The organism is Mesorhizobium sp. P2_B5, from assembly GCF_056404775.1.
Window position 1 is genome coordinate 45,622 of sequence record NZ_JBFUDJ010000003.1, and the last position, 24,938, is coordinate 70,559.

The following is a 24,938-nucleotide window of genomic DNA, read 5'->3' on the forward strand; positions in this document are numbered from 1 at the left end:
GCGAATGCGCTTGCGCGGGATTGCACGTTTCGATAATCGTTGCGCGAAATCGCAGGATTTTCGCAGGAACCACGAAAAATGCCGCTCGACAGGATTGATATCGCCATTCTCGAGGCACTGCAGAAGGATGGGCGCATACCCAATGCGGCGCTCGCCGAGAGGGTCGGCCTTTCGCAGTCGGCCTGCTCGCGGCGCCTCGACAATCTGGAGAAATCCGGCACCATCCGCGGCTATCACGCCCGGCTTTCGAACGTCGCGCTCGGCCACCAGATGACGGCGATCGTGCATATATCGCTGTCGGGACAATTCGAAAAGACACTGTCGGATTTCGAGGCGGCGATCAAGCGCTGCCCCAATGTGCTGTCATGCCACCTGATGTCAGGCGAATACGACTATATCCTGCGCATCGCCGCCAAGGACCTGGTCGACTATGAGCGCATCCACAAGGAGTGGCTGTCGGCGATGCCGCATGTGACCAAGATCAACTCGTCGTTTGCCTTGCGCGAGATCGTTGATCGCACGGCCATGGGCATGAAGCCGGAATTGGCTTAGGCCCAAGCCTCGGTCACCAGTCGGTCCATCGGGATGTCATGCGGCTGTGGGTAGATGGTCGCGATGCGCTGCAACTCGTAGCCGACGCCGATGACCAATGGCTTGAACGGCATTGCCGCCAGCGTGCGGTCGAAGAAGCCGCCACCGTAGCCCAGGCGGTAGTTTTGCGGATCGATGCCGACGATCGGCGAAATGACGATCTCGGGCAGCACCGGATCGCCTTCGGCGGGCATCGGGATATTCCAGACGCCTTTTTCCAGTCGATCGCCAGGAACGTAGGCGCGGAAGATCAGCGGCTGGCCCTTCTCGATGACGATGGGGAGCGCCGTGCGGCCACCGCGTTCATTGATCGACGCTATCCAAGGCCGCAGGTCCGGCTCGCCGCGAAACGGCCAGTAGAGGCTGACCATGCGGCCGGCAATGTCGCCGATCATGGCATCGAGACCTTCAGCTATACGCTGCGACATCGCCGCCCGCGCATCGGCCGAAACCGCCAGCCGCGCACCGATCAGCCGTTCGCGCTCCGCCTTGCGCCAGCGCCTGACATCGGTCCAGTCGGAGAGCGGCGCCCGGAATTCCGGATCGAGTTCATGCATGAAGCAGGGCGGCGAGGAATATTGCGCCGGACCTTTGCCATCCTTGGCGCTGTCATCGTCGTTGGCCATGCCTCACTCCCGTGGTTCCTGTCCCTGGAAGGCTATACACGTCTCAGCCTGACGACATATGGCATTCGCGACATGGGGGGACGAGTCCTGGGCAGCCTTGATGCATGGCAGTCCTGCGCGCCGCGACATTGTTGCGGTGCACAAAAATCACTAGATAAGGATGCTGAAAACGAGGTGAGTGCGATGAACGAAACGAGCCATCATGTCGTTGTCGTCGGTGCGGGATTCGGCGGTCTCGAACTCACCCGCGCATTGGCCGGTGCGCCCGTGCGCATCACCATGATCGACAAGCGCAACCACCACCTTTTCCAGCCGCTGCTCTACCAGGTGGCAACCACATTGCTGGCGACATCGGAAGTTGCATGGCCGATCCGTCATTTGTTGCGCAAGCGCAAGGACGTGACGACGCTCCTGGGTAATGTCAGCGGCGTCGACCGCGCCGGCAAACGCGTGCTGCTTGAGGACGGCAGTTCGGTTCCCTACGATACGCTGGTGCTCGCCACCGGCGCCCGCCACGCTTATTTCGGCCATGACGAATGGGAGCCTTTCGCGCCCGGGCTGAAGACGCTTGAGGACGCCACCACCATTCGCCGGCGCATCCTGCTTGCCTTCGAGCAGGCCGAGCGCGAGACCGATCCGGCCACGCGCCAGGCGCTGCTGACGCTGGTTATCGTCGGCGGCGGCCCGACCGGCGTCGAGCTTGCCGGCACCATTATCGAACTCGCGCATGAGACGCTGCGCGGCGAATTCCGCAACATCGACACGCGGCAAGCGCGTGTGGTGCTGGTCGAGGCCGGCGACCGCATCCTGGCCAATTTCGCGCCGAAACTGTCGGACTATGCCCGCAAGGCGCTGGAACGGCGGGGCGTCACGGTCGCGCTTGGCCGCGCCGTCACACGGCTGGATGCCGAGGGTGTCGTGTTTGGAGACACGCATCTGCCGGCGCGGACAATCCTCTGGGCCGCCGGCGTTGCCGCTTCGCCCGCGGGAGAATGGCTGGGGGCGCCGGTCGACCGGGCGGGCAGGGTGATGGTCGAACCCGATCTGACCGTGCCGGACAGTCCCGAGATTTTTGTCATCGGCGACACCGCGCATGTCCTGCGGCCGGACGGGAAGCCGGTGCCAGGCGTGGCGCCCTCCGCCAAGCAGGAGGGTAAACACGTCGCCGCGACGATCAAGGCGCGGCTGGCAGGCGATAGCGCGCCGCGTCCCTTCCGCTATAAACATACCGGCGACCTGGCGACGATCGGCAAGTGGGCAGCCGCGATCGATTTCGGCTGGATCAAGCTTACCGGCTGGCTCGCCTGGTGGCTGTGGGGTGTGGCGCACATCTACTTCCTGATCGGCTTTCGAAACCGGCTGTCGGTATCGCTTAGCTGGCTATGGATATATTTCACCGGCCAGCGCAGTGCGCGGCTGATCACCCAGGGCGACGACGACAAGGGCTGAGGTCTTCCTTTCGGCCACGGATATTCATCCAGCCGTCACCTTTTGCTGATCGATTGACTTCCCGATGGACATGGCCTGTTTTCGGCGCGAGGTTTCGGCGGGGCTGGGATGTTCACGTCGCTGGGAAGGAAAACCAATGTCGCCTTTGCTCCACCCCGTCTCCCGTCGCGGTTTTCTTGCCGGCGCCGCTGCCAGCGGGGCGCTGATCATGCTGCATCCGTTCTCCGCCCGCGCTGAGGCCAATCAGGCGCATCTGAGGATCATGGAGACGACGGACATCCACGTGAATGTTTTGCCGTACGATTACTACGCTGACAAAGCGAACGACACGATGGGCCTGTCGCGGACGGCCTCGCTGATCGCTGCGGTGCGCCAGGAAGCCACCAATGCGATGCTGATCGACAATGGCGACCTTTTGCAGGGCAATCCGATGGGCGACTACATCGCCTACGAGACGGGACTGAAGGACGGCGACCTGCATCCGATCATGAAGGGCATGAACCTGCTCGGCTATGAATGTTCGACGCTCGGCAACCACGAGTTCAATTACGGCCTGTCGTTCCTCGACAAGGTTCTGGCCGGGGCCAATTTTCCGTTCGTCTGCGCCAATCTGATCCGCGGCACCGATCTCGCCGCCAGCCCGCGCGACGACAAGCTCTATCTCAAGCCGTACGTTATCCTGGACAAGAAGATCAAGGACGGGTCGGGCGCCGAGCAGCCGATCAGAATAGGCATTATCGGTTTCGTGCCGCCGCAGATCATGGTCTGGGACCTGAAGAACCTGGAAGGAAATGTCCGGACGCGCGACATTGTCGAGGCGGCCAAGGCCTGGGTGCCTGAGATCAAGGAGGAGGGCGCCGACATCGTGATTGCGCTCTCGCATTCGGGCATCGATATCAAGCAAGGCGGCGGAATGGAGAACGCCTCGTTCTTCGTTGCCGGCGTCGAGGGCATCGATGCGGTGTTCACCGGCCATCAGCATCTCGTCTTCCCCGGCAAGAAGGATTTTCAGGCGCTTGATGGGGTCGACACGGAGAAGGGCACACTGCAGGGCAAGCCGGCGGTGATGGGCGGCTTCTGGGGCTCGCATATGGGCCTGATCGACCTGCTTCTGCAACGAGACGGATCGAAATGGCGCGTGGTCTCGGCGACCTCGGAGGCACGACCGATCTACGAACGCGTCGACAAGGTGAACAAGCCGACGGTCGCGGACGACCAGCGGATCGTCGATGCGCTGAAGGCGGACCATGAGGCGACACTTGCCTATGTCCGCCGTCCGGTCGGCAAAACCTCGGCGCCGCTCTATTCCTATTTCGCGCTGGTGGCCGACGATCCGTCGGTGCAGGTCGTCAACCAGGCGCAGAGCTGGTATCTCAAGGACATTCTGAAGAGCACGCAGTGGAAGGATGTGCCGCTGCTGTCGGCGGCAGCGCCCTTCAAGGCTGGCGGGCGCAACGGGGCCGACTACTACACCGACGTGCCGGTGGGCGACATCGCCATCAAGAACGTCGCCGATCTCTATCTCTATCCGAATACGGTGCGGGCGGTTGAGATCACCGGGGCGCAGGTCAAGGAATGGCTGGAAATGTCGGCCGGCATTTTCAAGAAGATCGAGGCCGGGAAGACCGACCAGGCGCTGATCGACACCGAATTCCCGTCCTACAATTTCGATGTGATCGACGGCGTCAGCTATAAGATAGACCTGTCGCAGCCGCCGAAATACGATGCCAAGGGTGGCGTCGCCAATGCCGGCTCCAGCCGTATCGTCGACCTCAGCTTCGATGGCAAGCCCATTGATCCAGCAGCGAAATTCATCGTCGCCACCAACAATTACCGCGCTGGCGGTGGCGGCAATTTCCCTGACATCAACGCCTCGAAGATCATCTACGAAGCGCCGGACACCAACCGCGATGTGATCGTGCGCTATGTCGTCAGCGAGGGCACGATCAATCCGTCGGCCGACGACAATTGGTCGTTCACGCCGCTGCCCGGAACCAGCGTCTTGTTCGAGACCGGTCCCAAAGCGAAGGATTTTATTTCAGGGGTCAAATCGCTCAAGATAGAGCCGGTCGGCGAGGGCGAAGGCGGGTTTGCAAAGTATCGTATCCTGCTTTGAGGAAACGGGCGGGCAAATACCCGCTCGCACTACGCCTTGTAGACCACCTGCCGCACGTCGATGTAGCTGGCTCTGAAGCCGGCTTCGCAATAGTGGAGGTAAAACTCCCAGAGCTTCTTGAAGCGGTCGTCGAAGCCGAGCGGGACGATCTTTTCCCACGACTGCCAGAAGCGGTTGCGCCATTCGGCCAGCGTGCGAGCATAGTCGTCCGGAAAGACGCGCTCGCGCAGATGGGCGAGACCATGGTCTTTGCCCAGCGACTTCAGGATCGACGGCGTCGGCAGCATGCCGCCTGGGAAAACATAGCGCTGGATGAAATCCGGCCGCGCGCGATAGGTGTCGTAGGCGGCTTCGTTGATGGTGATGATCTGCAGGCCGGCGGTGCCGCCGGGCCTCAGGCACGCCTTCATCTTGCCGAAGAACACCGGCCAGTATTTCTCACCGACCGCCTCGAACATCTCGATTGAGGCGATGCGGTCGTAAGTGCCTGTTTCGTCGCGGTAATCCTGGAGCTTGATGTCGACCTTGTCAGACAGTCCGGCCTTCTGGATCCGCTCCTTGGCAAAGTCGTGCTGTTCGCGGCTGATGGTCAAGCCGGTGACGCGGCAGCCGATCTCGCGCGCGGCAAATTCGGCAAAACCGCCCCAGCCGCAGCCGATCTCCAGCACATGGTCCTTTTTGCCGATGCCGGTGTCCTTGGCCAAAGCGCGATATTTGGCGGCCTGCGCGCTTTCCAAATCGTTGGCGCCGGTGGCATAGAGCGCCGACGAATAGGTCATGCTGGGATCGAGCCATTGCTTGTAGAAGGCATTGCCGAGATCGTAATGCGCCGAAATGTTGCGCTTCGAGCCGGTGCGGGTGTTTTCGTTGAACCAGTGGCGGATGCGCTGGACGGTGTTGATGAGCCAGTTGGCGCCGCCGGCGACGCGTTCGCCGATGGCCGAGTTGACGACGAACAGTTCGAGAAAGCTGGTCACGTCAGGGCTTTCCCAGTCGCCGTCCATGTAGGATTCGGCAACGCCGATGGTGCCGCCGGAAAAGGCGCGGCCGGGCAGGCGCCAGTTCTTCAGCACCAGTTCGGCGTCGGGACCGGGCGCATTGCCACCGACAAGAACGGCGCGGCCGTCCGGCATCCTTACCTTGAGCGAGCCGCGCGGCAGTTGCATCGCCGCCGACAGCACCATGCGCGCCTTGGCCGGCAAGCCTTTGACGATCTCGGCGAAGTTGAGCTCGTCCAGTCTGATGGCGTCGCCGACGCCCTTGTTTTCCCTGGCAGGCATCCCACATCCCCCTGGACTTCCGCGGGGACGGCGCAAGATCTGCCGGCCTCCACATCCTCCACATTTCATTCGCAGCCGCGAACGCCGCTGCCTGCGTGAATTTTCGCCACAATCTTCCATGGCATTGGCCGAAACTTCAAGAGGCAAGCTTTGCGTGGCACTGACCCAGGTCGCCGGCCTGAGGCCAGAATGCGCGGGAGACTCGGCGAAATCACTATGGTTCCGAACAGCCACATACGTTAGCTTCAGTCATGCGTTACGTCGTCGTCATCATGGCCATCGCCTTTTTCCTGATCTGGGACGGCCTCTATAATCAGGGCCGCTATCTCGACACGACGGTCAGGGAGATGTCGCGCATCGTGCGCTACGTCACCGGCGGGGGCTAGTTTTGCGCCTCTGCAAAGTCGCCTCCCGGCGCTGCCGGGCGCGACATCGTGGCGGTTGACGCGACGGTTCCGCTCACACAAAACATGCCGGCAAATCGAACGTGGAGGCAGGCGTGATCCGGCATATCGTTTTCTTCAGCGCGCGGCGCAAGGACGATGTCGAGGCTGTGCGCACGGGCTTGCTCAACCTGGGCAATATCCCGCATTCAAACCTCTTTGAGGTGACGCTCAACACCAAGGTCGATCCGCTGTCGGACGCGGTCGACGTGGTCGTCTATGCCGAGTTCGAGGACGAGGCGGCCTTGGCCGCCTACAAGGCGCACCCGCTCTATGCCGAGACGACCAGCCGGGTCAAACCATTGCGCGAATTGCGCTATTCGGCCGATGTCGTGGCGGTGGCCTGATCAGTCCGGCAAGAGGCCTCGCCTTCTTCACAGCCGGAATTCATACATCGACGTGCGCGAGCAGCCGAAGCCTGCCTTGAACGGCTCGTCGCCGATGGTGAAATCGAATGAGGTGCCGCCGTCCGCTGCCCACGCCGCCATGACAAGGTCAAGTGCGATGCGACCGCGCGGGGGATACCGCCGCGATCTGGACGCCACCGGCGGAAACGCTTGAACCAATTTCCGGAATGATGCACACCGCGCCGGCATGACCAGCGCAACCCATCCGCTTGACCATCTGGTGCTGCCGACGGCGAGCCTCGCCGTGGCGCGGGCGCGGCTGACGTCGCTTGGCTTCATCGTCGCGCCAACCGGCATACACCCCTTCGGCACCGAAAATTGCTGCGTCTTCTTCGCCGACGGCACCTATCTCGAACCGCTGGCGATCGGCGACGAACAGACGGCAGCGCGCGCGATTGCCGACGGCAATGTCTTTGTCGCGCGCGACCGGCTCTATCGCGCCAGCCTGGGCGATGACGGCTTTTCCGCCGTAGTGCTGGGCACCGGCGACGCCGATGCGGACCATGCACGCTATGTCTCGGCCGGCCTGTCGGCCGGAGACGTGTTGAGTTTTTCCCGCGCCTTCACGGATGCGGCTGGAAAGAGCGATATGGCGTCGTTCAAACTGGCTTTTGCCGCCGGCCTTGCTGCGACGGACGCTTTTCTGTTCGCCTGCGAGCGGATCAACGCGCCGAAAATCGACCGCACGGCGCTGCAGGCCCATGCCAATGGCGTGACCGGCATCGTCGAAATCGTTGCGGTCAGCGATGCGCCTTCCGCACAGGCTCTGCTGATCTCGGCAGTGGCTGGCTCGAAGCAGGAGAGCGGCGCGGTCTTCGATCTGTCGAATGCGTGTCTGACCGTTCTCGATCCTGCGGCTTTCACCGCGCGCTTCCGCCTTGCAGCTGGTGAGCCGAGCGATCTTCGCTTCGCGGCGATTGTCTTTTCGGTCCGCAGTGCCGACGCCACGGCAAGCCTGCTTGCACACAACTCCATCGAGCACGATATAGCGGGCAATGATATTGTCGTGCAGCCGGCATCCGGACAGGGCGCGGCTTTCATCTTCCGGGAGATCCCATGAGCAAGCCCCTGGCGCCCAATTCGGCGGTAACCGTCGGCAACGTCGTTTTCGACAACAACGCAGCCCTGGCGCTGATTGCCGGCCCATGCCAATTCGAATCGCGCCAGCACGCCTTTGACATGGCCGGCGCGCTGAAGGAACTGACCGGCAAGCTCGGCATCGGCCTCGTCTACAAGACCAGTTACGACAAGGCCAACCGCACCTCGCTGTCGGCGACGCGCGGCGCCGGAATGGATGCCGCACTTCCGGTCTTCGACGAGCTACGCAAGGAATTTTCGCTTCCCATTCTGACCGACGTCCACACCGAGGAGCAGTGCGCGATCGTCGCGCCGCATGTCGATGTGCTGCAGATCCCGGCCTTCCTGTCGCGCCAGACCGACATGCTGGTCGCGGCCGCCAAGACCGGCAAGGTGATCAACGTCAAGAAGGGCCAGTTCCTCGCCCCCTGGGACATGAAGAACGTCGTCGCCAAGATCACCGGCTCCGGCAACGCCAATGTGCTCACCACCGAGCGTGGCGCTTCCTTCGGTTACAACACGCTGGTGTCGGACATGCGGGCTTTGCCCGTGATGGCCGAGATCGGCGCGCCGGTTATTTTCGATGCCACCCATTCGGTGCAGCAACCGGGCGGGCAGGGCGGTTCTTCCGGCGGTGAGCGCCGCTTTGTCGAAACACTTGCCCGCGCAGCCGTTGCCGTCGGCGTCGCCGGCGTCTTCATCGAGACCCACCAGGATCCGGACAATTCGACCTCCTCAGACGGTCCGAACATGCTGCCGCTGAAGGACATGCCGGCCTTGCTCGAAAGACTGATGGCGTTCGACCGCATCGCCAAGAACGCTGCCTGACTGGCCACTGATGGCCAGCTTGTAGTCGGCAAAGGCCGGCTGTAGGCTCCTCCTTGCAAATGAGCGCCTTGGCAGGAGGAAGCCATGTCTGTCGCCCGCGTCACCGAAATCACATCGTCTTCGAAAAAGAGCTTTCAGGATGCCATCGAGAAGGGAATTGCGCGCGCCGCAAAGACCCTGAAGAACGTCGAAGGCGCCTGGATCCAGGACCAGAAGATCGTCGTCGAGGACGGCAAGATCGCGGCCTATCGCGTCAACATGAAGGTCACGTTCATCCTCGCGGACTGACCGTCCAACGTTTCAAAAAAGTCGGGAACTTTCGCCCGCGCCCCTCATTGTCAAAGCACGACCAACGACAAAGAGGAGCATCAGACATGACCACTCAGACAGGCCACACCGAAGCCATCGCCGCTTCGCGCGTCATCGGCACGTCGGTCTACAACACCGAAGGTAAGAGCATCGGCAGCATCCAGGACGTCATGCTCGACAAGACGTCGAACGGCATCATGTTCGCGGTGATTGGCTTCGGCGGTTTTCTTGGTATTGGTGAGAAATATCACGCCATTCCGTGGGCAAGCCTCGACTATGACGAGGATAAGGGCGGCTATGTCGTGCCGTTTTCCAAGGACCAGCTGAAAGCGGCTCCGTCCTATTCGATCAATGAACTGGCCGGCGCCGATGGCGAGGCCGCACGTGACGCTTCCTATGACTACTACAAGGTCACGCCCTATTGGCATTGATCCGGCGCGCCGACGCCTGACGTGAAAAGGCCCCCGAAACCGGGGGCCTTTTCAATGGGACGGGATCGTTCCTATTCGTCGGCGTAAAGCGTCGACAACTGCGTTGCGGCCTTTGGCGGCTGCTGGTTGTCGCATGACGTCAGGAACGCCGCCGCGATCAAGAACAAACTCACGATACCGCTCAACTCAGACATGGCGAAACTCCTCCTGTTTCGCCCCGCGCGGCATGATCCTAATCGACGCCCCGAATGTTGCTCGTGAATTATCGTGACGCCATGTTGTCGAACGTGATCAAGGCGTGCTCAACCGAGCAGTCCCGCATTCTTCACCGCCTTGAAAATCTTCTCGTGCCAGGCAATCCGGTCCGCCTCGCCATTGGCCGGCGTGGTCGAATTGGCATTGCCGACGTTGATCGCGCGCGAGATCTTTTTGATCAGACCGGAATCGGCAAAGCCATTGCAGCCTGACTCTTTCCATTCGGCGCAAGCTGCGAGCAGCGAAATCTGCGGGTCCTCGATCAGCTCAGGATGATTGGCGAGGTCGACCTTGGCGAGCTTGCCTTTGGCCGTGTACGCGTCGCGCCCCGTGGTCTGGAACGTGCCGCCACCGCGGAAATTGAAGCCGTCCAATGTTCCTTTCACATTGCCCATCCGCCCGCCATACGCCCAGTCGCCCAGCGCTTCCGGCTTGCGCAGCAGATTGTCCTTGATCCACTGATCGGTCTTGCTGGCGGCTCGCGATTTCCACGCCGTCCGGATCGCAGCCACGGTCGTGTAGGTCAGGGACTCGCGAATGAGGGTGAAGCCACCGGTTTCCATCGCCGCTTGTGCGAAGAAATGCATCAGCCGATCATAGTTGTTGCACACGCCGTGATCGCCGAGTGTTTTGAGGCCTTTGTCGGAAGTAAAGGCGCCGATGTAACTGTCATAGATCGCCCGCCTGGAACCGCTTGCCGGACTCGGCGCGAATTTCTGGAAGACGGCTGCGGGCAAGCCCTTCTTCGGATCGCCCGCAACCGCTTCGAGCACGCTCTCGACGCTCTCGGTCGACAGCACCGGTTCGCCTTCGATGACGACCGAAGCTTTGGGAATTGGCTTGCCGTTGGTTTTCGGGAAACCACTGCCGGCAAAGGCTTTCAGATCGTCAATGAGAGCGATCACCCTGGTTCGGCTCTCCGTGAAGTCCATGTCGGAAAGCGAGCCGCTCACCTTCTTCGTCGGATTGATGCATCCGACGCTGGATAGGAAATTGACGCCTGGATGAATAAGGATTTCGGTGCGCTTGTTGGTCTTAAGCAGTTCGAGTCCAGGTTTGGGTGGCGTCTTGCCGCCAGTGTAACCGATCGTCACATACTTGCCTCCGGCCTGTGTCGCCAGCGGGTAGGTGCCGGGCTCGATGCGCCTGCCGTTGTCTTCTTTGGAATTGTCGCCGGGGCCGCGAGATTCACACACGAACCCCGATAAACCCGTGACTGCCGTGCCGTTGTGAAAGACTTTATAGGTTCCAACCGTCCTGCGCCTGGAACCCCTCATATGTTCGACTTGCCGGCTAATAAGAAGTTCCCAGCCATTACCTGAAATTGTTGCCATTCCCACCTCTCCAAAGAGTTACAGTCTTGTTTCCTTCATTCAAACAGTGCGCATTGGAGATGCGACCCTAACATCTTCGATGTCTCTGCATTGTGATGTTTGTCACGTTGGTGGCTGACTCTTTTGAAGCATCGGCTGGAGTTTGTGTGCCGCTTGGCATTTCGTGACGAAGGCATTGCCGCGATAAAGGGGAGGCGCGCGCCTCATATGGCGCCAGACATATGACATCGGGTCGGGCTGCGTTCAGATGGCGTCGCCGGTGCCCCCAGGCCTGGGGGCATGGGCGACTGTCACTATTATTTCATGCCATTCCCAATTGCCTTTTACGGCACTTTGGCTAAGAGGGGCGCGACGCTTAATCGATCAATCGGGGACATCGCAATGACCGCCATCATCGACATTATCGGGCGTGAAATCCTGGACAGCCGTGGAAATCCGACCGTCGAGGTCGACGTCGTTCTCGAAGACGGCTCGATGGGCCGCGCCGCAGTGCCGTCCGGCGCCTCGACCGGCGCCCATGAAGCCGTCGAACTGCGCGATGGCGGCGCCCGCTATCTCGGCAAGGGCGTGCTCAAGGCAGTCGAGGCCGTCAATGGCGAGCTGTTCGAGGCGATCGGCGGCATGGAAGCCGAAAACCAGATCCACATCGACCAGACCATGATCGAGCTTGACGGCACCCCCAACAAGAGCCGGCTCGGCGCCAACGCCATTCTTGGCGTGTCGCTGGCAGTGGCCAAGGCGGCCGCGGAAGCCGCCGGCCTGCCGCTCTACCGCTATGTCGGCGGCACCAAGGCGCATATCCTGCCGGTGCCGATGATGAACATCATCAATGGCGGCGCGCACGCCGACAATCCGATCGACTTCCAGGAATTCATGATCCTGCCGGTCGGTGCGCCGACGCTGCGCGAAGGCGTGCGCTGGGGTTCGGAAATTTTCCACACGCTGAGGAAGAAGCTCAAGGATGCCGGCCACAACACCAATGTCGGTGACGAAGGCGGTTTTGCCCCGAACCTGAAGAGCGCGCCGGTGGCGCTCGATTTCATCATGGAATCGATCGAGAAGGCCGGCTTCAAGCCGGGCGAAGAGATCGCGCTCGGCCTCGATTGCGCGGCGACCGAATTCTTCAAGGACGGCAATTACGTCTATGAAGGCGAGAAGAAGACCCGCGATCCCAAGGCGCAGGCCAAGTATCTGGCCAAGCTTGCCGCCGACTATCCGATCATCTCGATCGAGGACGGCCTGGCCGAGGACGACTGGGAAGGCTGGAAGTATCTGACCGATCTGATCGGCAAGAAGACGCAGCTGGTTGGCGACGATTTGTTCGTCACCAACACGGCGCGTCTGCGCGACGGCATCCGCATGGGCGTTGCCAATTCGATCCTGGTCAAGGTCAACCAGATCGGCTCGCTGACCGAGACGCTCGACGCCGTCGAGACCGCGCACAAGGCCGGCTATACCGCTGTGATGTCGCATCGCTCGGGTGAGACCGAGGATTCGACCATCGCCGATCTCGCCGTCGCCACCAATTGCGGGCAGATCAAGACCGGTTCGCTGTCGCGCTCAGACCGCATGGCCAAGTACAACCAGCTGATCCGTATCGAGGAAGAGCTCGGCAAGCAGGCGCGTTACGCCGGCAAGTCGGTGGTGAAAAGCTGATCTGCGCGTCCTCGGTCAGGCCCTTGGGCAAGATTTGGGCGACATGCACCAGCGAGCTTGAATCGGAACGCTTTCTGCTGCGGCGGAAAGCGCTCAAGCGTTTCCCGTGCGATGTACGCCTAGCGCCACCGAGAGATTTGCAGTGATTTTCCGCATTACATCCGGCACGTTTCGGTCGACACCGTAGACGAAGCCTGGGAAATCGAGCGGTTTCTGCCGAGACCAGATGGCCTCATGCTGGTCCGGAGGCAGGAGCTGAGCCGGATCGCCCACGGCAATCCAGCCGATCGGTACGACCGTGCCAGGTTCGAGGCGGGTGCGCAGGTGAACGATGCCATTGATGCGGACTTCCGATCCGCGCCCTATGTGCGCACCATGGAAAACCGCCGCACCTGTAGCGATAAAAACTTCATCGCCGACCTCTGCGCCAACCATGTGGCTGTTGGGGCCTACGAGGCAATAATTCCCGATAGTACAAGGATGACTTGCTGTGGCCCGGATCACCGCATTTTCCAACACGATACAGTTGCGGCCAATGCGGATCGATCCGCCAGACTCCGCCACAAGGCGGGCGCCATGCATGACCCGGCTGCCGGCGCCAATGACGACATCGCCGGATATTGTGGCATCCGGAGCGGCCCAAGCATCGGCATCGATGGCAGGCGAATGCCCCGCATAGGAAATGATCATCGCTCGCTGTCCTTTCTCTCGATCTCAGCCGCTCGGCAGCCGATCGGGCAAATTTTGGGTCCGCAAAGATCATGCTCGCAGAGGCGACAGGTTGTTCTCGCGAAAGGACGGGAAGTAGTCGCGCCCGCAAGAATCTCGTCCAGCATGGAAACAAAGCGCCGCCGCTCACCCGGTTGCAGCACAGACAACAATCCGTCGAGCGCGGCGAGCCGGAGAGCTTGCATTTCCCTTACCTGTGCGTGGCCAGTCTCCGTCAGCGTCAGCGGAGTGACACGACCCTCCGGTTTGCCGCGCCCTATCAGCGCCTGCCGTTCCAGCCCATCGATCAAACGCACGGCAGTCGGTTGACTGACGCCGACGACCTCGGCGAGCTCCGTCGTCGTCAACCCCGGTTTGAAGTGCAGCATCGACAGCACCGCCGCCGCGCTCGGTGAAAGCTCTCTCAAGGACGCTTCCGTCCTGTCGCGAATCATGGCGCCGAGCGCGCCGAGTTTGTTGGCGTCTAACAATTGCATAGCGTATGCATATATTACTTCAGGAGAACGTCAACTGCTTTTCGCGCATGCAAGCTGCGACCGCAAAGGATGGAGAAGAAAAATCGACGAGGTGGACGCAACCTGCCGGGTGGGTCATTTCCCGCTCGCAAAATCCCAGGGTCCGTAACCGTCCATTAAGCACAATCGGGCGAGATAAGGAGGTCAAAGGATTGCGACCATGTGGACACGCCAGCACAAGCAGAGAAACACCGGCCGGCTGATCATCCCGTCGCTTTGCGTGGCGTTCCTGGCGTATTTCGGCTTCCATGCCTATCATGGCGAGTTCGGCATCTATTCCAAATACCAGCTCGAAGCGCAGACCGTCGAATTGCAGGCCAAGTACGATGCCATCAAAGCGCGCCGGGTCGATCTGGAGCGGCGCGTCCAGCTGATGCATGAGGGCACGCTTGAGAAGGATATGCTTGACGAGCAGGCGCGCAGGGCGCTCAATCTGTCCCAGGCGGATGAAATTACCATCATGCTGCCGACTAACTCGAAATAACCTGAATTCAGTTAATCACTGTTATTTCCAATGATTTTAACCGCTTAGACGCATGACAGCCATGCATTTTTCAGCATGGCGAAACGCTTTCTCGCGTGTTAGCCTCTTTCAAATCGGTGGGGAGAGCTGATCTCCCTCGGAGCAGATTTTCGTGCTGCTCTCGTGTCCGCAAAGAGACGCCAACAGGGAGTGATGCATGGCCACCGCCGCCAAAAAAGCGCCTGCCAAATCCGTCAAATCGACATCCGCCAAATCCACGGGGCTTTCCGCCCCCAAACCAGCCGAATTCACCAAGGACGAGGAGCTTGCCGCCTACCGGCACATGCTGCTCATCCGCCGCTTCGAGGAAAAGGCCGGCCAGCTCTACGGCATGGGCTTCATCGGCGGCTTCTGTCACCTCTATATCGGCCAGGAAGCGGTCGTCACCGGCATGAAGATGGCGCTGATCGACGGCGACCAGATGATCACCGCCTATCGCGACCACGGCCACATGCTGGCGATGGAGCTGTCGCCGCGCGGCGTCATGGCCGAACTGACCGGTCGCCGCGGCGGCCTGTCGAGGGGCAAGGGCGGCTCCATGCACATGTTCTCCAAGGAGAAGCATTTTTACGGCGGCCACGGCATTGTCGGCGCGCAGGTGTCGCTCGGCACGGGCCTCGCCTTCGCCAACCGATACCGCGACAACAACAATGTGTCGCTGACCTATTTCGGCGACGGCGCGGCCAACCAGGGTCAGGTCTATGAAAGCTTCAACATGGCCTCGCTGTGGAAGCTGCCGGTGATCTACATCATAGAGAACAACCGCTACGCCATGGGCACGTCGGTGTCGCGCTCGTCGGCCGAAACCAATTTTTCGCACCGCGGCGCCTCGTTCAAGATACCTGGCATCCAGGTCGACGGCATGGATGTGCGTGCCGTCAAATCCGCCGGCGATCAGGCGACCGAATGGTGCCGTGCCGGCAACGGGCCGATCATCCTCGAAATGCAGACCTATCGCTATCGCGGCCACTCGATGTCGGACCCGGCAAAATACCGCTCGAAGGAAGAAGTGCAGAAGATGCGCTCGGATCATGATCCGATCGAGCAGGTCAAGGCGCGGCTGACGGCCAAGAAGTGGGCAAGCGAGGACGAGCTCAAGAATATCGACAAGGAGGTTCGCGACATTGTCGCCGACGCCGCCGAATTCGCCCAGCACGACGCCGAGCCGGATCCGTCCGAGCTCTGGACCGATATCGTATTGTAACGGGAGGGCAAGGACATGCCGATCGAAATTCTCATGCCCGCTCTCTCGCCGACCATGGAAGAGGGCAATCTTTCCAAGTGGTTGAAGAACGAGGGCGACAAGGTTGTCGCCGGCGACGTCATCGCCGAGATCGAAACCGACAAGGCGACGATGGAAGTCGAGGCCGTCGATGAAGGCACGCTGGCCAAGATCGTGGTTCCGGCCGGCACCGAAGGCGTCAAGGTCAACGCGGTGATCGCCGTGCTTGCGGTCGACGGCGAAGATGTCGACACGGCCGGCGAAGGCATCGGCGAGGAGCCCGCCAAGGCTGAAGTAGCCGCGCCGGCGCCTGCCGCGGCCAAGAGCGAGGCCGCGACACCTGTCGCGGCGGCACCGAAAACGGAAGTCGCCGCCGATCCAGACGTTCCGGCTGGCACCGAGATGGTCTCAACAACGGTGCGCGAAGCGTTGCGCGACGCCATGGCCGAGGAAATGCGCCGCGACGGTGATGTCTTCGTCATGGGCGAGGAGGTCGCCGAATACCAGGGCGCCTATAAGATCACGCAGGGGCTGCTGCAGGAATTCGGGCCACGCCGCGTCGTCGACACCCCGATCACCGAACACGGTTTTGCCGGCGTCGGCGTCGGTGCGGCAATGGCCGGCCTGAAGCCGATCGTCGAGTTCATGACCTTCAACTTCGCCATGCAGGCGATCGACCAGATCATCAACTCCGCCGCCAAGACGCTCTATATGTCGGGTGGCCAGATGGGCGCGCCGATTGTCTTCCGCGGACCGAACGGGGCCGCCGCCCGCGTCGGCGCCCAGCACTCGCAGTGCTACGCCGCCTGGTACAGCCATATCCCCGGCCTGAAAGTGGTGATGCCGTATACGGCGGCGGACGCCAAGGGCCTGCTCAAGGCGGCGATCCGCGATCCGAACCCGGTCATCTTCCTCGAAAACGAAATCCTCTACGGCCAGTCCTTCGACGTGCCGAAGCTCGACGATTTCGTGCTGCCGATCGGCAAGGCGCGCATCCACAAGCAGGGCAAGGACGTCACCATCGTGTCGTTCGGCATCGGCATGACCTACGCGATCAAGGCCGAAGCCGAACTGCGCGGGATGGGCATCGATGCCGAGATCATCGATCTTAGGTCCATCCGTCCGCTCGACCTCGACACCGTGATTGCCTCGGTGAAGAAGACCAATCGCCTGATCGTGGTCGAGGAAGGTTTCCCGCAGAGCTCGGTCGGCGACCACATCGCCAACCAGGTGTCGCAGCGCGCTTTCGATTTCCTCGACGCGCCGGTCATCACTATCGCCGGCAAGGACGTACCGATGCCCTATGCGGCGAACCTCGAAAAGCTGGCCCTGCCCAATGTCGGCGAGGTCATCGAGGCGGTCAAAGCCGTCACGTATCGCTGAGCCCGGCGGGAGGACAAACAGATGCCAATCAACATCACCATGCCGGCGCTCTCGCCCACGATGGAAGAGGGCAATCTTTCCAAGTGGTTGGTCAAGGAAGGCGACAAGGTTTCACCGGGCGACGTGATCGCCGAGATCGAGACCGACAAGGCGACAATGGAAGTCGAAGCGGTCGATGAGGGCACGGTCGCCAAGCTCGTCGTTCCGGCCGGCACCGAAGGCGTCAAGGTCAATGCGCTGATCGCCATTCTGGCCGGCGAAGGCGAGGATGCCGGGGCTGCGGCGAAGGGTGGCGGCGATGCCGCGCCCAAGGCTGAGGCTCCGAAAGCCGATGCGCCAAAGGCCGAAGTGCCGAAGCCGGCAACCGCTGCCGCGGCGCCTGCGCCGACGAAAGCAGAAGCCGCGCCAGTTGCTAACGGTCACGCCGCAGGCGAGCGCACTTTCGCCTCGCCGCTTGCTCGGCGCATCGCCAAGGATGCCGGCGTCGATGTGTCCGCCGTGACCGGCACCGGCCCGCATGGCCGCGTCGTCAAGGCCGATGTCGAGGCAGCGATTGCCGGTGGCGGCGCCAAGGCTGCACCGGCCGCGAAAGCAGCACCTGCCGGCGCTCCGGCGCCTGCCGCTCCTGGCGCCGCACCAAAGGCGATGTCGGACGAGCAGGTGCTGAAGCTGTTCGCGGAAGGCTCATACGAGCTCGTCCCGCACGACAATATGCGCAAGACCATCGCGCGCCGGCTGGTCGAGGCGAAGTCCACTATCCCGCATTTCTACCTGACGCTCGACTGCGAGCTCGATGCGCTGCTGGCACTGCGCACGCAGTTGAATGCCGCCGCGCCGACGAAGAAGACCGACAAGGGCGAGGCGCCCGTTTACAAGCTCTCGGTCAACGACATGGTGATCAAGGCGATGGCGATGGCGCTGATGGCAGTGCCGGATGCGAACGCCTCCTGGACCGATACCGCCATGGTCAAGCACAAGCATGCCGATGTCGGCGTTGCCGTGTCGATCCCCGGTGGCCTGATCACGCCGATCATCCGCCACGCCGATGAAAAGACGCTGTCCACCATCTCCAACGAGATGAAGGATCTGGCCAGCCGCGCCCGCAGCCGCAAGCTGAAGCCCGAGGAATATCAGGGCGGCACCACCGCTGTCTCCAATCTCGGCATGTTCGGCATCAAGGACTTTGCCGCCGTCATCAACCCGCCGCATGCGACGATCCTGGCCGTGGGTGCCGGCGAGCAGCGTGCCGTGGTCAAGAACGGCGAGATCAAAATCGCCAACGTCATGTCGGTGACGCTGTCAACCGATCACCGCGCCGTCGATGGTGCGCTCGGCGCCGAACTTCTGGTCGCTTTCAAGCGCATGATCGAAAACCCGATGGGCATGCTGGTCTAGGGAAGGAAAAGGGCGGTGCGGACATTCTTCACCTCCTTCATGGCCTTCTCCCTGTCCTTGCTTGTTGGCGCCATCGTTGCGGTGGGACTGGCGATAAACACAGACGCGCACGAGGAATACATTCTCGTTTTCTTCGCGTGCGGGTTGGTCACCACTGTCGTGACGACATTGTTTTTCATTGCACAGTTTTTTCCCAATCCGCTCAAGGCCATCAATTGGGTGGGGATCGGGACATTCGCCTTGTTCGTGCTGATCGGTTTCGGCTTGATCGGCTGGACTTTTTCCCAACCGCCCGAGGGACGCGATTGGGGAGGGAACCTGCCAATCATCGCGGGTTTGGTTCTGCCGAGCCTGGTTACAATTGTGGTGCATTGGCTGTTCGTAAGCTGGCGGGTCATGCGCGGGCAGCCGGGTTTTGGCAGAGGCGAGGCAAGAGCGTGAAGACAATTCTCTGCTATGGCGATTCCCTGACCTGGGGTTATGACGCTGCGAGCCTCGGCCGCCACGCTCTGGCAGACCGCTGGCCGAGCGTGCTCAAGGCGGCGCTGGACGACGATGATATCGAAGTCATCGCCGAGGGCCTCAACGGCCGCACCACGGCGTTCGATGATCACCTGGCCGGAGCCGACCGCAACGGCGCAAGGCTGTTGCCGACGGTTCTGACGACGCATGCGCCGCTCGACCTGATCGTCATCATGCTCGGCGCCAATGACATGAAGCCTTGGATCCACGGCAATCCGGTTGCGGCCAAGCAAGGCATGCAGCGCTTGATCGATATCGTGCGCGGCCATGACTATCCGTTCGACTGGAACGCGCCGCAGATCCTGCTCGTTGCACCGCCGGCGGTCAGCCGCACGGACAATGCCGAATTCAAGGAAATGTTTGCCGGCGGCGATGAGGCCTCGAAGCGGCTGGCGCCGCAATATTCCGCGCTTGCCGACGAGGCCGGCTGCGGCTTTTTCGATGCCGGAACCGTGGCCACGACCACGCCGCTCGACGGTGTCCATCTCGATGCGGAAAACACGCGCAACATAGGTGAGGCATTGGCGCCATTGGTGCGCGTGATGCTGGAACTCTAGACAAAGACAATCAGGGAGAAACCCCGTGACAGAATCCTACGACGTCATCATCATCGGCTCCGGCCCCGGCGGTTATGTCACGGCGGTGCGCTCCGCCCAGCTCGGCTTCAAGACGGCGATCGTCGAGCGCGAGCATCTCGGCGGCATCTGCCTCAACTGGGGCTGCATCCCGACCAAGGCGCTGCTGCGCTCGGCCGAGATCATGCATTATTCGGATCATCTGAAGGACTACGGGCTGAAGCTTGAAGGCGGCAAGGTCAGTGCCGACACGGCAGCCGTGGTCGACCGTTCGCGCAAAGTGTCGCTGCGACTGAATGGCGGCGTCGCCTTCCTGATGAAGAAGAACAAGGTCGACGTCATCTGGGGCGAGGCCAAGCTTTCGAAGCCAGGCGAGATCGTCGTCTCCAAGACGGCCAAGAAGCCGATGGAGCCGCAGCCGCCGGCGCCGAAGGGCGTCAAAGGCGAGGGCACCTACACCGCCAAGCACATCATCCTCGCCACCGGCGCCCGGCCGCGCGCGCTGCCCGGCATTGAGCCGGACGGCAAACTGATCTGGACCTATTTCGAGGCGATGGTGCCGAAGGAAATGCCGAAATCGCTGCTGGTGATGGGCTCCGGCGCCATCGGCATCGAATTCGCCTCCTTCTACCGCACCATGGGCGCGGAAGTGACCGTGGTCGAGCTGTTGCCGGCGGTGATGCCGGTCGAAGATGCAGAAGTCTCGAAATTCGCGCAAAAGCAGTTCGAGAAGCAAGGCATGAAAATCATCCTCGAAGCCAAGGTGACCAAGGTCGAGAAGGGTGCGAATTCCGTCACGGCGCATGTCGAGATGAAGGATGGCAAGGTCGAAAAAATCACCGCCGATCGGATGATCTCGGCCGTCGGCGTGCAGGGCAATATCGAGAACCTAGGCCTCGAGACGCTCGGCGTGAAGACGGATCGCGGTTGCGTCGTCGTCGATGGCTACGGCAAGACCAATGTTCCCGGGATTTACGCCATCGGCGATGTCGCCGGACCGCCGATGCTCGCGCACAAGGCCGAGCATGAGGGCGTGGTGTGCGTCGAAAAGATCGCCAACTTCCCCGGCGTGCATGCCACCGACAAGCTGAAGATCCCGGGCTGCACCTACTGCAACCCGCAGGTCGCTTCCGTCGGCCTGACCGAAGCCAAGGCCAAGGCCGAAGGCAAGGACATCCGCGTCGGCCGTTTCCAGTTCGGCGCCAATGGCAAGGCGATCGCGCTCGGCGAGGACCAGGGTTTCATCAAGACCATCTTCGACAAGAAGACCGGCCAGCTGCTTGGGGCCCATATGATCGGCGCCGAGGTGACCGAACTGATCCAGGGCTTTGTCGTGGCGATGAACCTGGAGACGACGGAAGAAGAGCTGATGCACACCATCTTCCCGCATCCGACGCTGTCGGAGATGATGAAGGAAAGCGTGCTCGACGCCTATGGGCGCGCGCTCAACGCATGATAAATTGTTGCCGCGAGACTCAGACGCATGCGCCGGAGGAACCTCGCGGCAAGGCAGTTCGTTTCCGGATGCATTTTCACCTGACACTGGAGGAGTTGGCATATGGACGTGAATGGCGTGGGCTGGATTGCGGCCATCATCATCGGCGGCCTGGCCGGGTGGCTGGCCGAGATGGTCATGAAGAGCAACACCGGCATCTTGATGAACATCATTATGGGCATTGTCGGCGCGGTGGTGCTCAACGCCATTCTCAGGGCTCTCAACATCGAGCCCTTCGGCGTCGGCTGGCTCGCTTATCTGATCACCGGCTTCATCGGCGCCTGTCTGCTGATCTTCGCCGGGCGGCTCATTCGCCGATAAAACGGCTCGCCGTTTTATCTCCTTCTTCAGACGCAATTCCGGACGGAAAACCGTGTCACACTTTTCCTGGAATTGCTCTGGATCCCCGCTATGCGAAAAAGGCTGTGGCGGCATGCGCCGCCGCGGCCTTTTTCTTTGCACCGAAAAGTCTTAAGTGACGTTCTAACGGCGAACACCGACGGGCGGACGCCAACAAGTCAGGTTTGAGATGGTCACTGTTCTCGACACGATCGCCAATGCGCCGCGTCTGCGGCACCCCGAAAAGGCGCACAAGCCCGACCAGGAGGTGCTGCGCAAGCCCGACTGGATCCGCGTCAAGGCGCCGGTGTCCAAGGGCTATGCCGAAACCCGCGAAATCGTGAAGTCGCACAAGCTGGTCACGGTGTGCGAAGAGGCCGGCTGCCCCAATATCGGCGAGTGCTGGGAAAAGAAGCACGCCACCTTCATGATCATGGGCGAGATCTGCACGCGCGCCTGTGCCTTCTGCAATGTCGCCACCGGCATTCCGACCGCGCTCGATGCCGATGAGCCGGCGCGCGTCGCGCATGCCGTCAAGCAGATGGGGTTGACCCATGTCGTCATCACCTCGGTCGACCGCGACGACCTTGCCGATGGCGGCGCACAGCACTTTGCCAAGGTCATCCGCGCCATCCGCGCGGCAACGCCCTTGACCACGATCGAAATCCTGACGCCCGACTTCCTTCGCAAGGACGGCGCGCTGGAGATTGTGGTGGCGGCCAAGCCCGATGTCTTCAACCACAATCTCGAAACCGTGCCGTCGAACTATCTGACGGTGCGGCCGGGTGCCCGCTATTTCCACTCGATCCGGCTCTTGCAGAGGGTCAAGGAGCTCGACCCGTCGATCTTCACCAAGTCCGGCATCATGGTTGGCCTTGGCGAGGAGCGGAACGAGATCCTGCAGCTGATGGACGATCTTCGCTCGGCCAATGTCGACTTCATGACCATCGGTCAGTATCTGCAGCCATCGAAGAAGCATCACCCGGTGATCCGCTTCGTCACGCCGGAGGAGTTCAACTCCTTCGCGACGATCGGCAAGACCAAGGGTTTCCTGCTGGTGGCGTCGAGCCCGCTGACGCGCTCCTCGCATCATGCCGGCGACGATTTCGCCAGGCTGCGGGCGGCGCGCGAGGCGCAGCTCAAAAAAGCCAGCTAATCCTGCTTTAATGCCGAAATTCGAAGCCACTCGCCGCGTTGCCCACACGCCGGAACAGATGTTTGCGCTGGTGGCCGATATCGAGACCTATCCTGAATTTCTGCCGCTGTGCGAGGCGCTGACGGTGCGCTCACGCAAGGAGCGTGACGGCCGCACCATTCTCGTTGCCGATATGAGCATCGGCTACAAGGCGATCCGCGAAACCTTTACGACGCAGGTACTGTTGAAGCCGGACGAGAACACCATCGATGTCAAATACATCGATGGGCCGTTCAAATATCTCAGCAATCTCTGGCGCTTCGATCCGGCCGACGGCGGCTGCGAGGTTCATTTCTTCATCGACTATGAATTCAAGAGCCGCATTCTCGGTGCACTGATGGGCACCATGTTCGACCGCGCCTTCCGCATGTTTTCCGAAGCGTTCGAGAAGCGCGCCGACGTCATCTACGGAACGACGCCCATCTCGTGAGTGTCGCCGAGCGCACGCAGGCCGATCTCCAGCGCATGCCTGACCGTCTCGCGGCGGATGAAGTCGCGGCCATTGTCGGCAAACATATTGAGCTCTGCAGCCACCGGCCCCCCCCTGAGCGCCACCCCGAACCAGACCAGACCGACCGGCTTTTCCGGCGAGCCGCCGCCCGGGCCGGCTATGCCGGTGACGGCAAGCACCAGCCCGGCGCGCGAGCGCGCCAGCGCACCCGCAGTCATCTCCAGAACCGTTTCGCGCGAGACAGCGCCATGCGCTTGAAGCGTGGCCGCCGAGACGCCGAGCATCTCCATCTTGGCTTCGTTGGAATAGGTGATGAGGCCGCGGTCGACCACGGCCGACGAGCCGGCAATGTCGGTGAGAGCGGCAATGATCATGCCGCCAGTGCAGCTTTCGGCGGTCGCCAACATGATGCCGCGCTGCTGGCAGGCCTGGAGCAGGGCGTTGGCGAGATCGCTATTGCTCATGCCGGCACGTCCCCGGGGAAGACGACGCTGGCGGTGGCGATGGCGGCAATGCCTTCCTCGCGGCCGACAAAGCCGAGTTTTTCATTGGTGGTCGCCTTGATCGAGATGCGATCGCCGGAAATGCCCAGCATTGCCGACAGCGCTTTCGTCATGGCCTCGCGATGCGGACCGACGCGCGGCGCTTCGCAGATCAGCGTGATGTCGGCATTGGCGATGCGCCCGCCGCGCGCGCGCACCAGCTTTGCCGCATGTTCGACAAAGATGCGCGATGCCGCACCTTTCCATTGCGGGTCGGAGGGCGGGAAATGCGTGCCGATGTCGCCGGCGCCGCAGGTGGCAAGCAGCGCGTCGGTCAGCGCGTGCAGGCCGACATCAGCATCCGAATGTCCCGACAGCTTTTTGCCGTGCGGAATGGCGACGCCGCACAAGGTGACATGGTCGCCAGGCTCGAAGGCATGCACGTCATAGCCGTTGCCGGTGCGGATGTCGGGAAAACGTTCGCCGGTAAGCCGCTGATCGGCCATCGCAATATCCCTTGCCCAGGTGAGTTTGACATTGTCCGGCGACCCCTGGACGATTTTGACCGGAATATGCGCCCATTCGGCGATCGCGGCATCGTCGGTGAAATCCGTCTTGCCGAGATGATGGGCCTTTTCGTGCGCCGCGAGCAGCGGCCAGAACGGAAAGCCTTGCGGCGTTTGTGCAGCATGAAGGCCTGCCCTCGGCACCGTCTCCTCGATCATGCCGGTGGCCGATTCGCGCTTCAGCGTATCGGCGACGGGCAGCGCTGGCAGCGCACCCTGGCGCTCGCCAATGGCCGCGATGGTCCGGTCGATGAGAGCCGCATCGACAAACGGCCGCACCGCATCGTGCACCAGGACACGGCCGGGCGCGTGCCCCCTCAGTTCGAGCAGTCCCAGCCGAACCGAGGCTTGGCGCGACTCGCCGCCGACTACGGCGATGACCCGCTCGCCATGCACGTCGGCTGCCTTGTCGAACAGCGCGCGGTCATCGGCGTGGATGGCGACGACAATTGGGCCAATCTCAGGATGCGCCAGGAATGTCTCCAGCGTGCGCGCAATAACGGCGCGGCCGCCGATGCGCTGATACTGTTTCGGCCCGTCGGCCTGTCCAGCGCGCGCGCCGCGGCCGGCGGCGACGATGACCACGCCGACCTTGTCTGTCGCCGGTCCGGCCAGTTTTTCGCTTGCTTCTGTCATGCCGAGAGGCTTAGTCGCGGCTCATGGCTAAGGCCAGCATTTTCCCAAATGCGCCGCAATGTGACGTCATTGCGCGTTGCACAATGCCTTTCTTATGGCTAGAGAATG

At 61.7% G+C, this 24,938-nt stretch carries 28 protein-coding genes; 20 read left to right on the forward strand and 8 right to left on the reverse strand.

From position 1 onward, the window contains the following. The first annotated feature begins 78 nt into the window (after positions 1–78). Complete coding sequence (locus AC1D1N_RS12910) at positions 79–552, forward strand: Lrp/AsnC family transcriptional regulator (protein ID WP_477348916.1); 474 nt, start codon at positions 79–81, stop codon at positions 550–552. Here the strand turns inward: AC1D1N_RS12910 and AC1D1N_RS12915 are convergent. After that, positions 549–1,217: a 5-formyltetrahydrofolate cyclo-ligase gene (locus AC1D1N_RS12915; RefSeq protein WP_436260053.1), complete on the reverse strand. Its 669-nt coding sequence runs from the start codon at positions 1,215–1,217 to the stop codon at positions 549–551. The two genes, AC1D1N_RS12910 and AC1D1N_RS12915, sit on opposite strands and share 4 nt — an antisense overlap. Before the next feature lie 183 nt (positions 1,218–1,400). Between AC1D1N_RS12915 and AC1D1N_RS12920 the strand changes: the two genes are divergently transcribed. Together AC1D1N_RS12920 and AC1D1N_RS12925 are read left to right on the forward strand one after the other, a co-directional pair. After that, the gene (locus tag AC1D1N_RS12920) at positions 1,401–2,666 is read left to right on the forward strand and encodes an NAD(P)/FAD-dependent oxidoreductase (protein ID WP_477348919.1); all 1,266 of its coding nucleotides are present in this window, start codon (positions 1,401–1,403) and stop codon (positions 2,664–2,666) included. 136 nt (positions 2,667–2,802) lie between these two features. Continuing rightward, complete coding sequence (locus tag AC1D1N_RS12925; protein WP_477348921.1) at positions 2,803–4,782, forward strand: bifunctional 2',3'-cyclic-nucleotide 2'-phosphodiesterase/3'-nucleotidase; 1,980 nt, start codon at positions 2,803–2,805, stop codon at positions 4,780–4,782. A gap of 29 nt (positions 4,783–4,811) precedes the next feature. On the opposite strand, the gene AC1D1N_RS12930 is transcribed toward AC1D1N_RS12925, so the two are convergent. Further along, a complete protein-coding gene (locus AC1D1N_RS12930; RefSeq protein WP_477348923.1) occupies positions 4,812–6,062 on the reverse strand; it encodes a class I SAM-dependent methyltransferase in 1,251 nt (416 codons plus the stop codon). Positions 6,063–6,313: 251 nt separating this feature from the next. Here AC1D1N_RS12930 and AC1D1N_RS12935 point away from each other — a divergent pair, with 251 nt between their 5' ends. From AC1D1N_RS12935 to AC1D1N_RS12960, 6 genes are all read left to right on the forward strand, one after another. Next, positions 6,314–6,448, forward strand: a complete 135-nt coding sequence (locus AC1D1N_RS12935; protein WP_281401903.1) for a hypothetical protein — start codon at positions 6,314–6,316, stop codon at positions 6,446–6,448. A 113-nt stretch (positions 6,449–6,561) separates the two neighbouring features. Further along, entirely contained in the window at positions 6,562–6,852 is a 291-nt protein-coding gene (locus AC1D1N_RS12940) for a Dabb family protein (protein WP_436260049.1), read from the forward strand. A 247-nt stretch (positions 6,853–7,099) separates the two neighbouring features. After that, positions 7,100–7,972: a VOC family protein gene (locus AC1D1N_RS12945; RefSeq protein ID WP_436260048.1), complete on the forward strand. Its 873-nt coding sequence runs from the start codon at positions 7,100–7,102 to the stop codon at positions 7,970–7,972. Beyond that, entirely contained in the window at positions 7,969–8,817 is an 849-nt protein-coding gene (gene kdsA / locus AC1D1N_RS12950) for a 3-deoxy-8-phosphooctulonate synthase (RefSeq protein ID WP_112562324.1), read from the forward strand. Before AC1D1N_RS12945 ends, kdsA begins: the two co-directional genes overlap by 4 nt. An 84-nt stretch (positions 8,818–8,901) precedes the next feature. Continuing rightward, positions 8,902–9,105, forward strand: coding sequence for a dodecin family protein (locus tag AC1D1N_RS12955; RefSeq protein WP_436260047.1), 204 nt, complete (start codon positions 8,902–8,904; stop codon positions 9,103–9,105). 86 nt (positions 9,106–9,191) lie between these two features. Next, the gene (locus AC1D1N_RS12960) at positions 9,192–9,557 is read left to right on the forward strand and encodes a PRC-barrel domain-containing protein (RefSeq protein ID WP_112562323.1); all 366 of its coding nucleotides are present in this window, start codon (positions 9,192–9,194) and stop codon (positions 9,555–9,557) included. 71 nt (positions 9,558–9,628) lie between these two features. Here AC1D1N_RS12960 and AC1D1N_RS12965 read toward each other — a convergent pair whose 3' ends face one another. Next, positions 9,629–9,751: a hypothetical protein gene (locus tag AC1D1N_RS12965; protein ID WP_477348925.1), complete on the reverse strand. Its 123-nt coding sequence runs from the start codon at positions 9,749–9,751 to the stop codon at positions 9,629–9,631. A 108-nt stretch (positions 9,752–9,859) separates the two neighbouring features. Continuing rightward, entirely contained in the window at positions 9,860–11,008 is a 1,149-nt protein-coding gene (locus tag AC1D1N_RS12970; RefSeq protein WP_477348927.1) for a glycoside hydrolase family 19 protein, read from the reverse strand. A gap of 519 nt (positions 11,009–11,527) precedes the next feature. Here AC1D1N_RS12970 and eno point away from each other — a divergent pair. After that, entirely contained in the window at positions 11,528–12,802 is a 1,275-nt protein-coding gene (gene eno / locus AC1D1N_RS12975; protein WP_112561786.1) for a phosphopyruvate hydratase, read from the forward strand. 93 nt (positions 12,803–12,895) lie between these two features. Here the strand turns inward: eno and AC1D1N_RS12980 are convergent, their stop codons facing one another. Together AC1D1N_RS12980 and AC1D1N_RS12985 are read right to left on the reverse strand one after the other, a co-directional pair. After that, on the reverse strand, positions 12,896–13,492 hold the full coding sequence (locus AC1D1N_RS12980) for a gamma carbonic anhydrase family protein (RefSeq protein ID WP_477348929.1): 597 nt from the start codon (positions 13,490–13,492) through the stop codon (positions 12,896–12,898). Further along, a complete protein-coding gene (locus AC1D1N_RS12985) occupies positions 13,489–14,007 on the reverse strand; it encodes a MarR family winged helix-turn-helix transcriptional regulator (protein ID WP_477348931.1) in 519 nt (172 codons plus the stop codon). Before AC1D1N_RS12985 ends, AC1D1N_RS12980 begins: the two co-directional genes overlap by 4 nt. 199 nt (positions 14,008–14,206) lie before the next feature. Between AC1D1N_RS12985 and AC1D1N_RS12990 the strand changes: the two genes are divergently transcribed. From AC1D1N_RS12990 to AC1D1N_RS13035, 10 genes are all read left to right on the forward strand, one after another. Next, positions 14,207–14,530, forward strand: a complete 324-nt coding sequence (locus AC1D1N_RS12990) for an FtsB family cell division protein (RefSeq protein ID WP_112561783.1) — start codon at positions 14,207–14,209, stop codon at positions 14,528–14,530. Between the two features lie 196 nt (positions 14,531–14,726). Further along, positions 14,727–15,773: a pyruvate dehydrogenase (acetyl-transferring) E1 component subunit alpha gene (pdhA, locus tag AC1D1N_RS12995; protein WP_112561782.1), complete on the forward strand. Its 1,047-nt coding sequence runs from the start codon at positions 14,727–14,729 to the stop codon at positions 15,771–15,773. Positions 15,774–15,788: 15 nt separating this feature from the next. Next, on the forward strand, positions 15,789–17,174 hold the full coding sequence (locus tag AC1D1N_RS13000; RefSeq protein ID WP_477348933.1) for a pyruvate dehydrogenase complex E1 component subunit beta: 1,386 nt from the start codon (positions 15,789–15,791) through the stop codon (positions 17,172–17,174). 21 nt (positions 17,175–17,195) lie between these two features. Continuing rightward, complete coding sequence (locus tag AC1D1N_RS13005; RefSeq protein WP_436260043.1) at positions 17,196–18,569, forward strand: pyruvate dehydrogenase complex dihydrolipoamide acetyltransferase; 1,374 nt, start codon at positions 17,196–17,198, stop codon at positions 18,567–18,569. A 15-nt stretch (positions 18,570–18,584) separates the two neighbouring features. Continuing rightward, positions 18,585–19,010: a hypothetical protein gene (locus AC1D1N_RS13010; protein ID WP_477348936.1), complete on the forward strand. Its 426-nt coding sequence runs from the start codon at positions 18,585–18,587 to the stop codon at positions 19,008–19,010. Beyond that, complete coding sequence (locus AC1D1N_RS13015) at positions 19,007–19,648, forward strand: SGNH/GDSL hydrolase family protein (RefSeq protein WP_477348938.1); 642 nt, start codon at positions 19,007–19,009, stop codon at positions 19,646–19,648. Before AC1D1N_RS13010 ends, AC1D1N_RS13015 begins: the two co-directional genes overlap by 4 nt. A gap of 25 nt (positions 19,649–19,673) precedes the next feature. Then, positions 19,674–21,122 carry a dihydrolipoyl dehydrogenase gene (gene lpdA / locus AC1D1N_RS13020; RefSeq protein WP_477348940.1) on the forward strand — a complete coding sequence of 483 codons (1,449 nt, stop codon included), beginning with the start codon at positions 19,674–19,676 and terminating at the stop codon, positions 21,120–21,122. Between the two features lie 102 nt (positions 21,123–21,224). Further along, entirely contained in the window at positions 21,225–21,482 is a 258-nt protein-coding gene (locus AC1D1N_RS13025) for a GlsB/YeaQ/YmgE family stress response membrane protein (protein WP_181056890.1), read from the forward strand. 208 nt (positions 21,483–21,690) lie between these two features. Beyond that, the gene (gene lipA / locus AC1D1N_RS13030; protein ID WP_477348942.1) at positions 21,691–22,656 is read left to right on the forward strand and encodes a lipoyl synthase; all 966 of its coding nucleotides are present in this window, start codon (positions 21,691–21,693) and stop codon (positions 22,654–22,656) included. A gap of 10 nt (positions 22,657–22,666) precedes the next feature. Continuing rightward, positions 22,667–23,125 (forward strand): type II toxin-antitoxin system RatA family toxin, encoded by a 459-nt coding sequence (locus tag AC1D1N_RS13035; protein ID WP_112561774.1) that lies wholly within the window; start codon positions 22,667–22,669, stop codon positions 23,123–23,125. Here AC1D1N_RS13035 and AC1D1N_RS13040 read toward each other — a convergent pair. Both AC1D1N_RS13040 and AC1D1N_RS13045 read right to left on the reverse strand, forming a co-directional pair. Next, positions 23,101–23,610 (reverse strand): CinA family protein, encoded by a 510-nt coding sequence (locus AC1D1N_RS13040; RefSeq protein ID WP_477348944.1) that lies wholly within the window; start codon positions 23,608–23,610, stop codon positions 23,101–23,103. The two genes, AC1D1N_RS13035 and AC1D1N_RS13040, sit on opposite strands and share 25 nt — an antisense overlap. Further along, a complete protein-coding gene (locus AC1D1N_RS13045) occupies positions 23,607–24,830 on the reverse strand; it encodes a bifunctional 2-C-methyl-D-erythritol 4-phosphate cytidylyltransferase/2-C-methyl-D-erythritol 2,4-cyclodiphosphate synthase (protein WP_477348946.1) in 1,224 nt (407 codons plus the stop codon). Before AC1D1N_RS13045 ends, AC1D1N_RS13040 begins: the two co-directional genes overlap by 4 nt. Positions 24,831–24,938 lie beyond the last annotated feature (108 nt).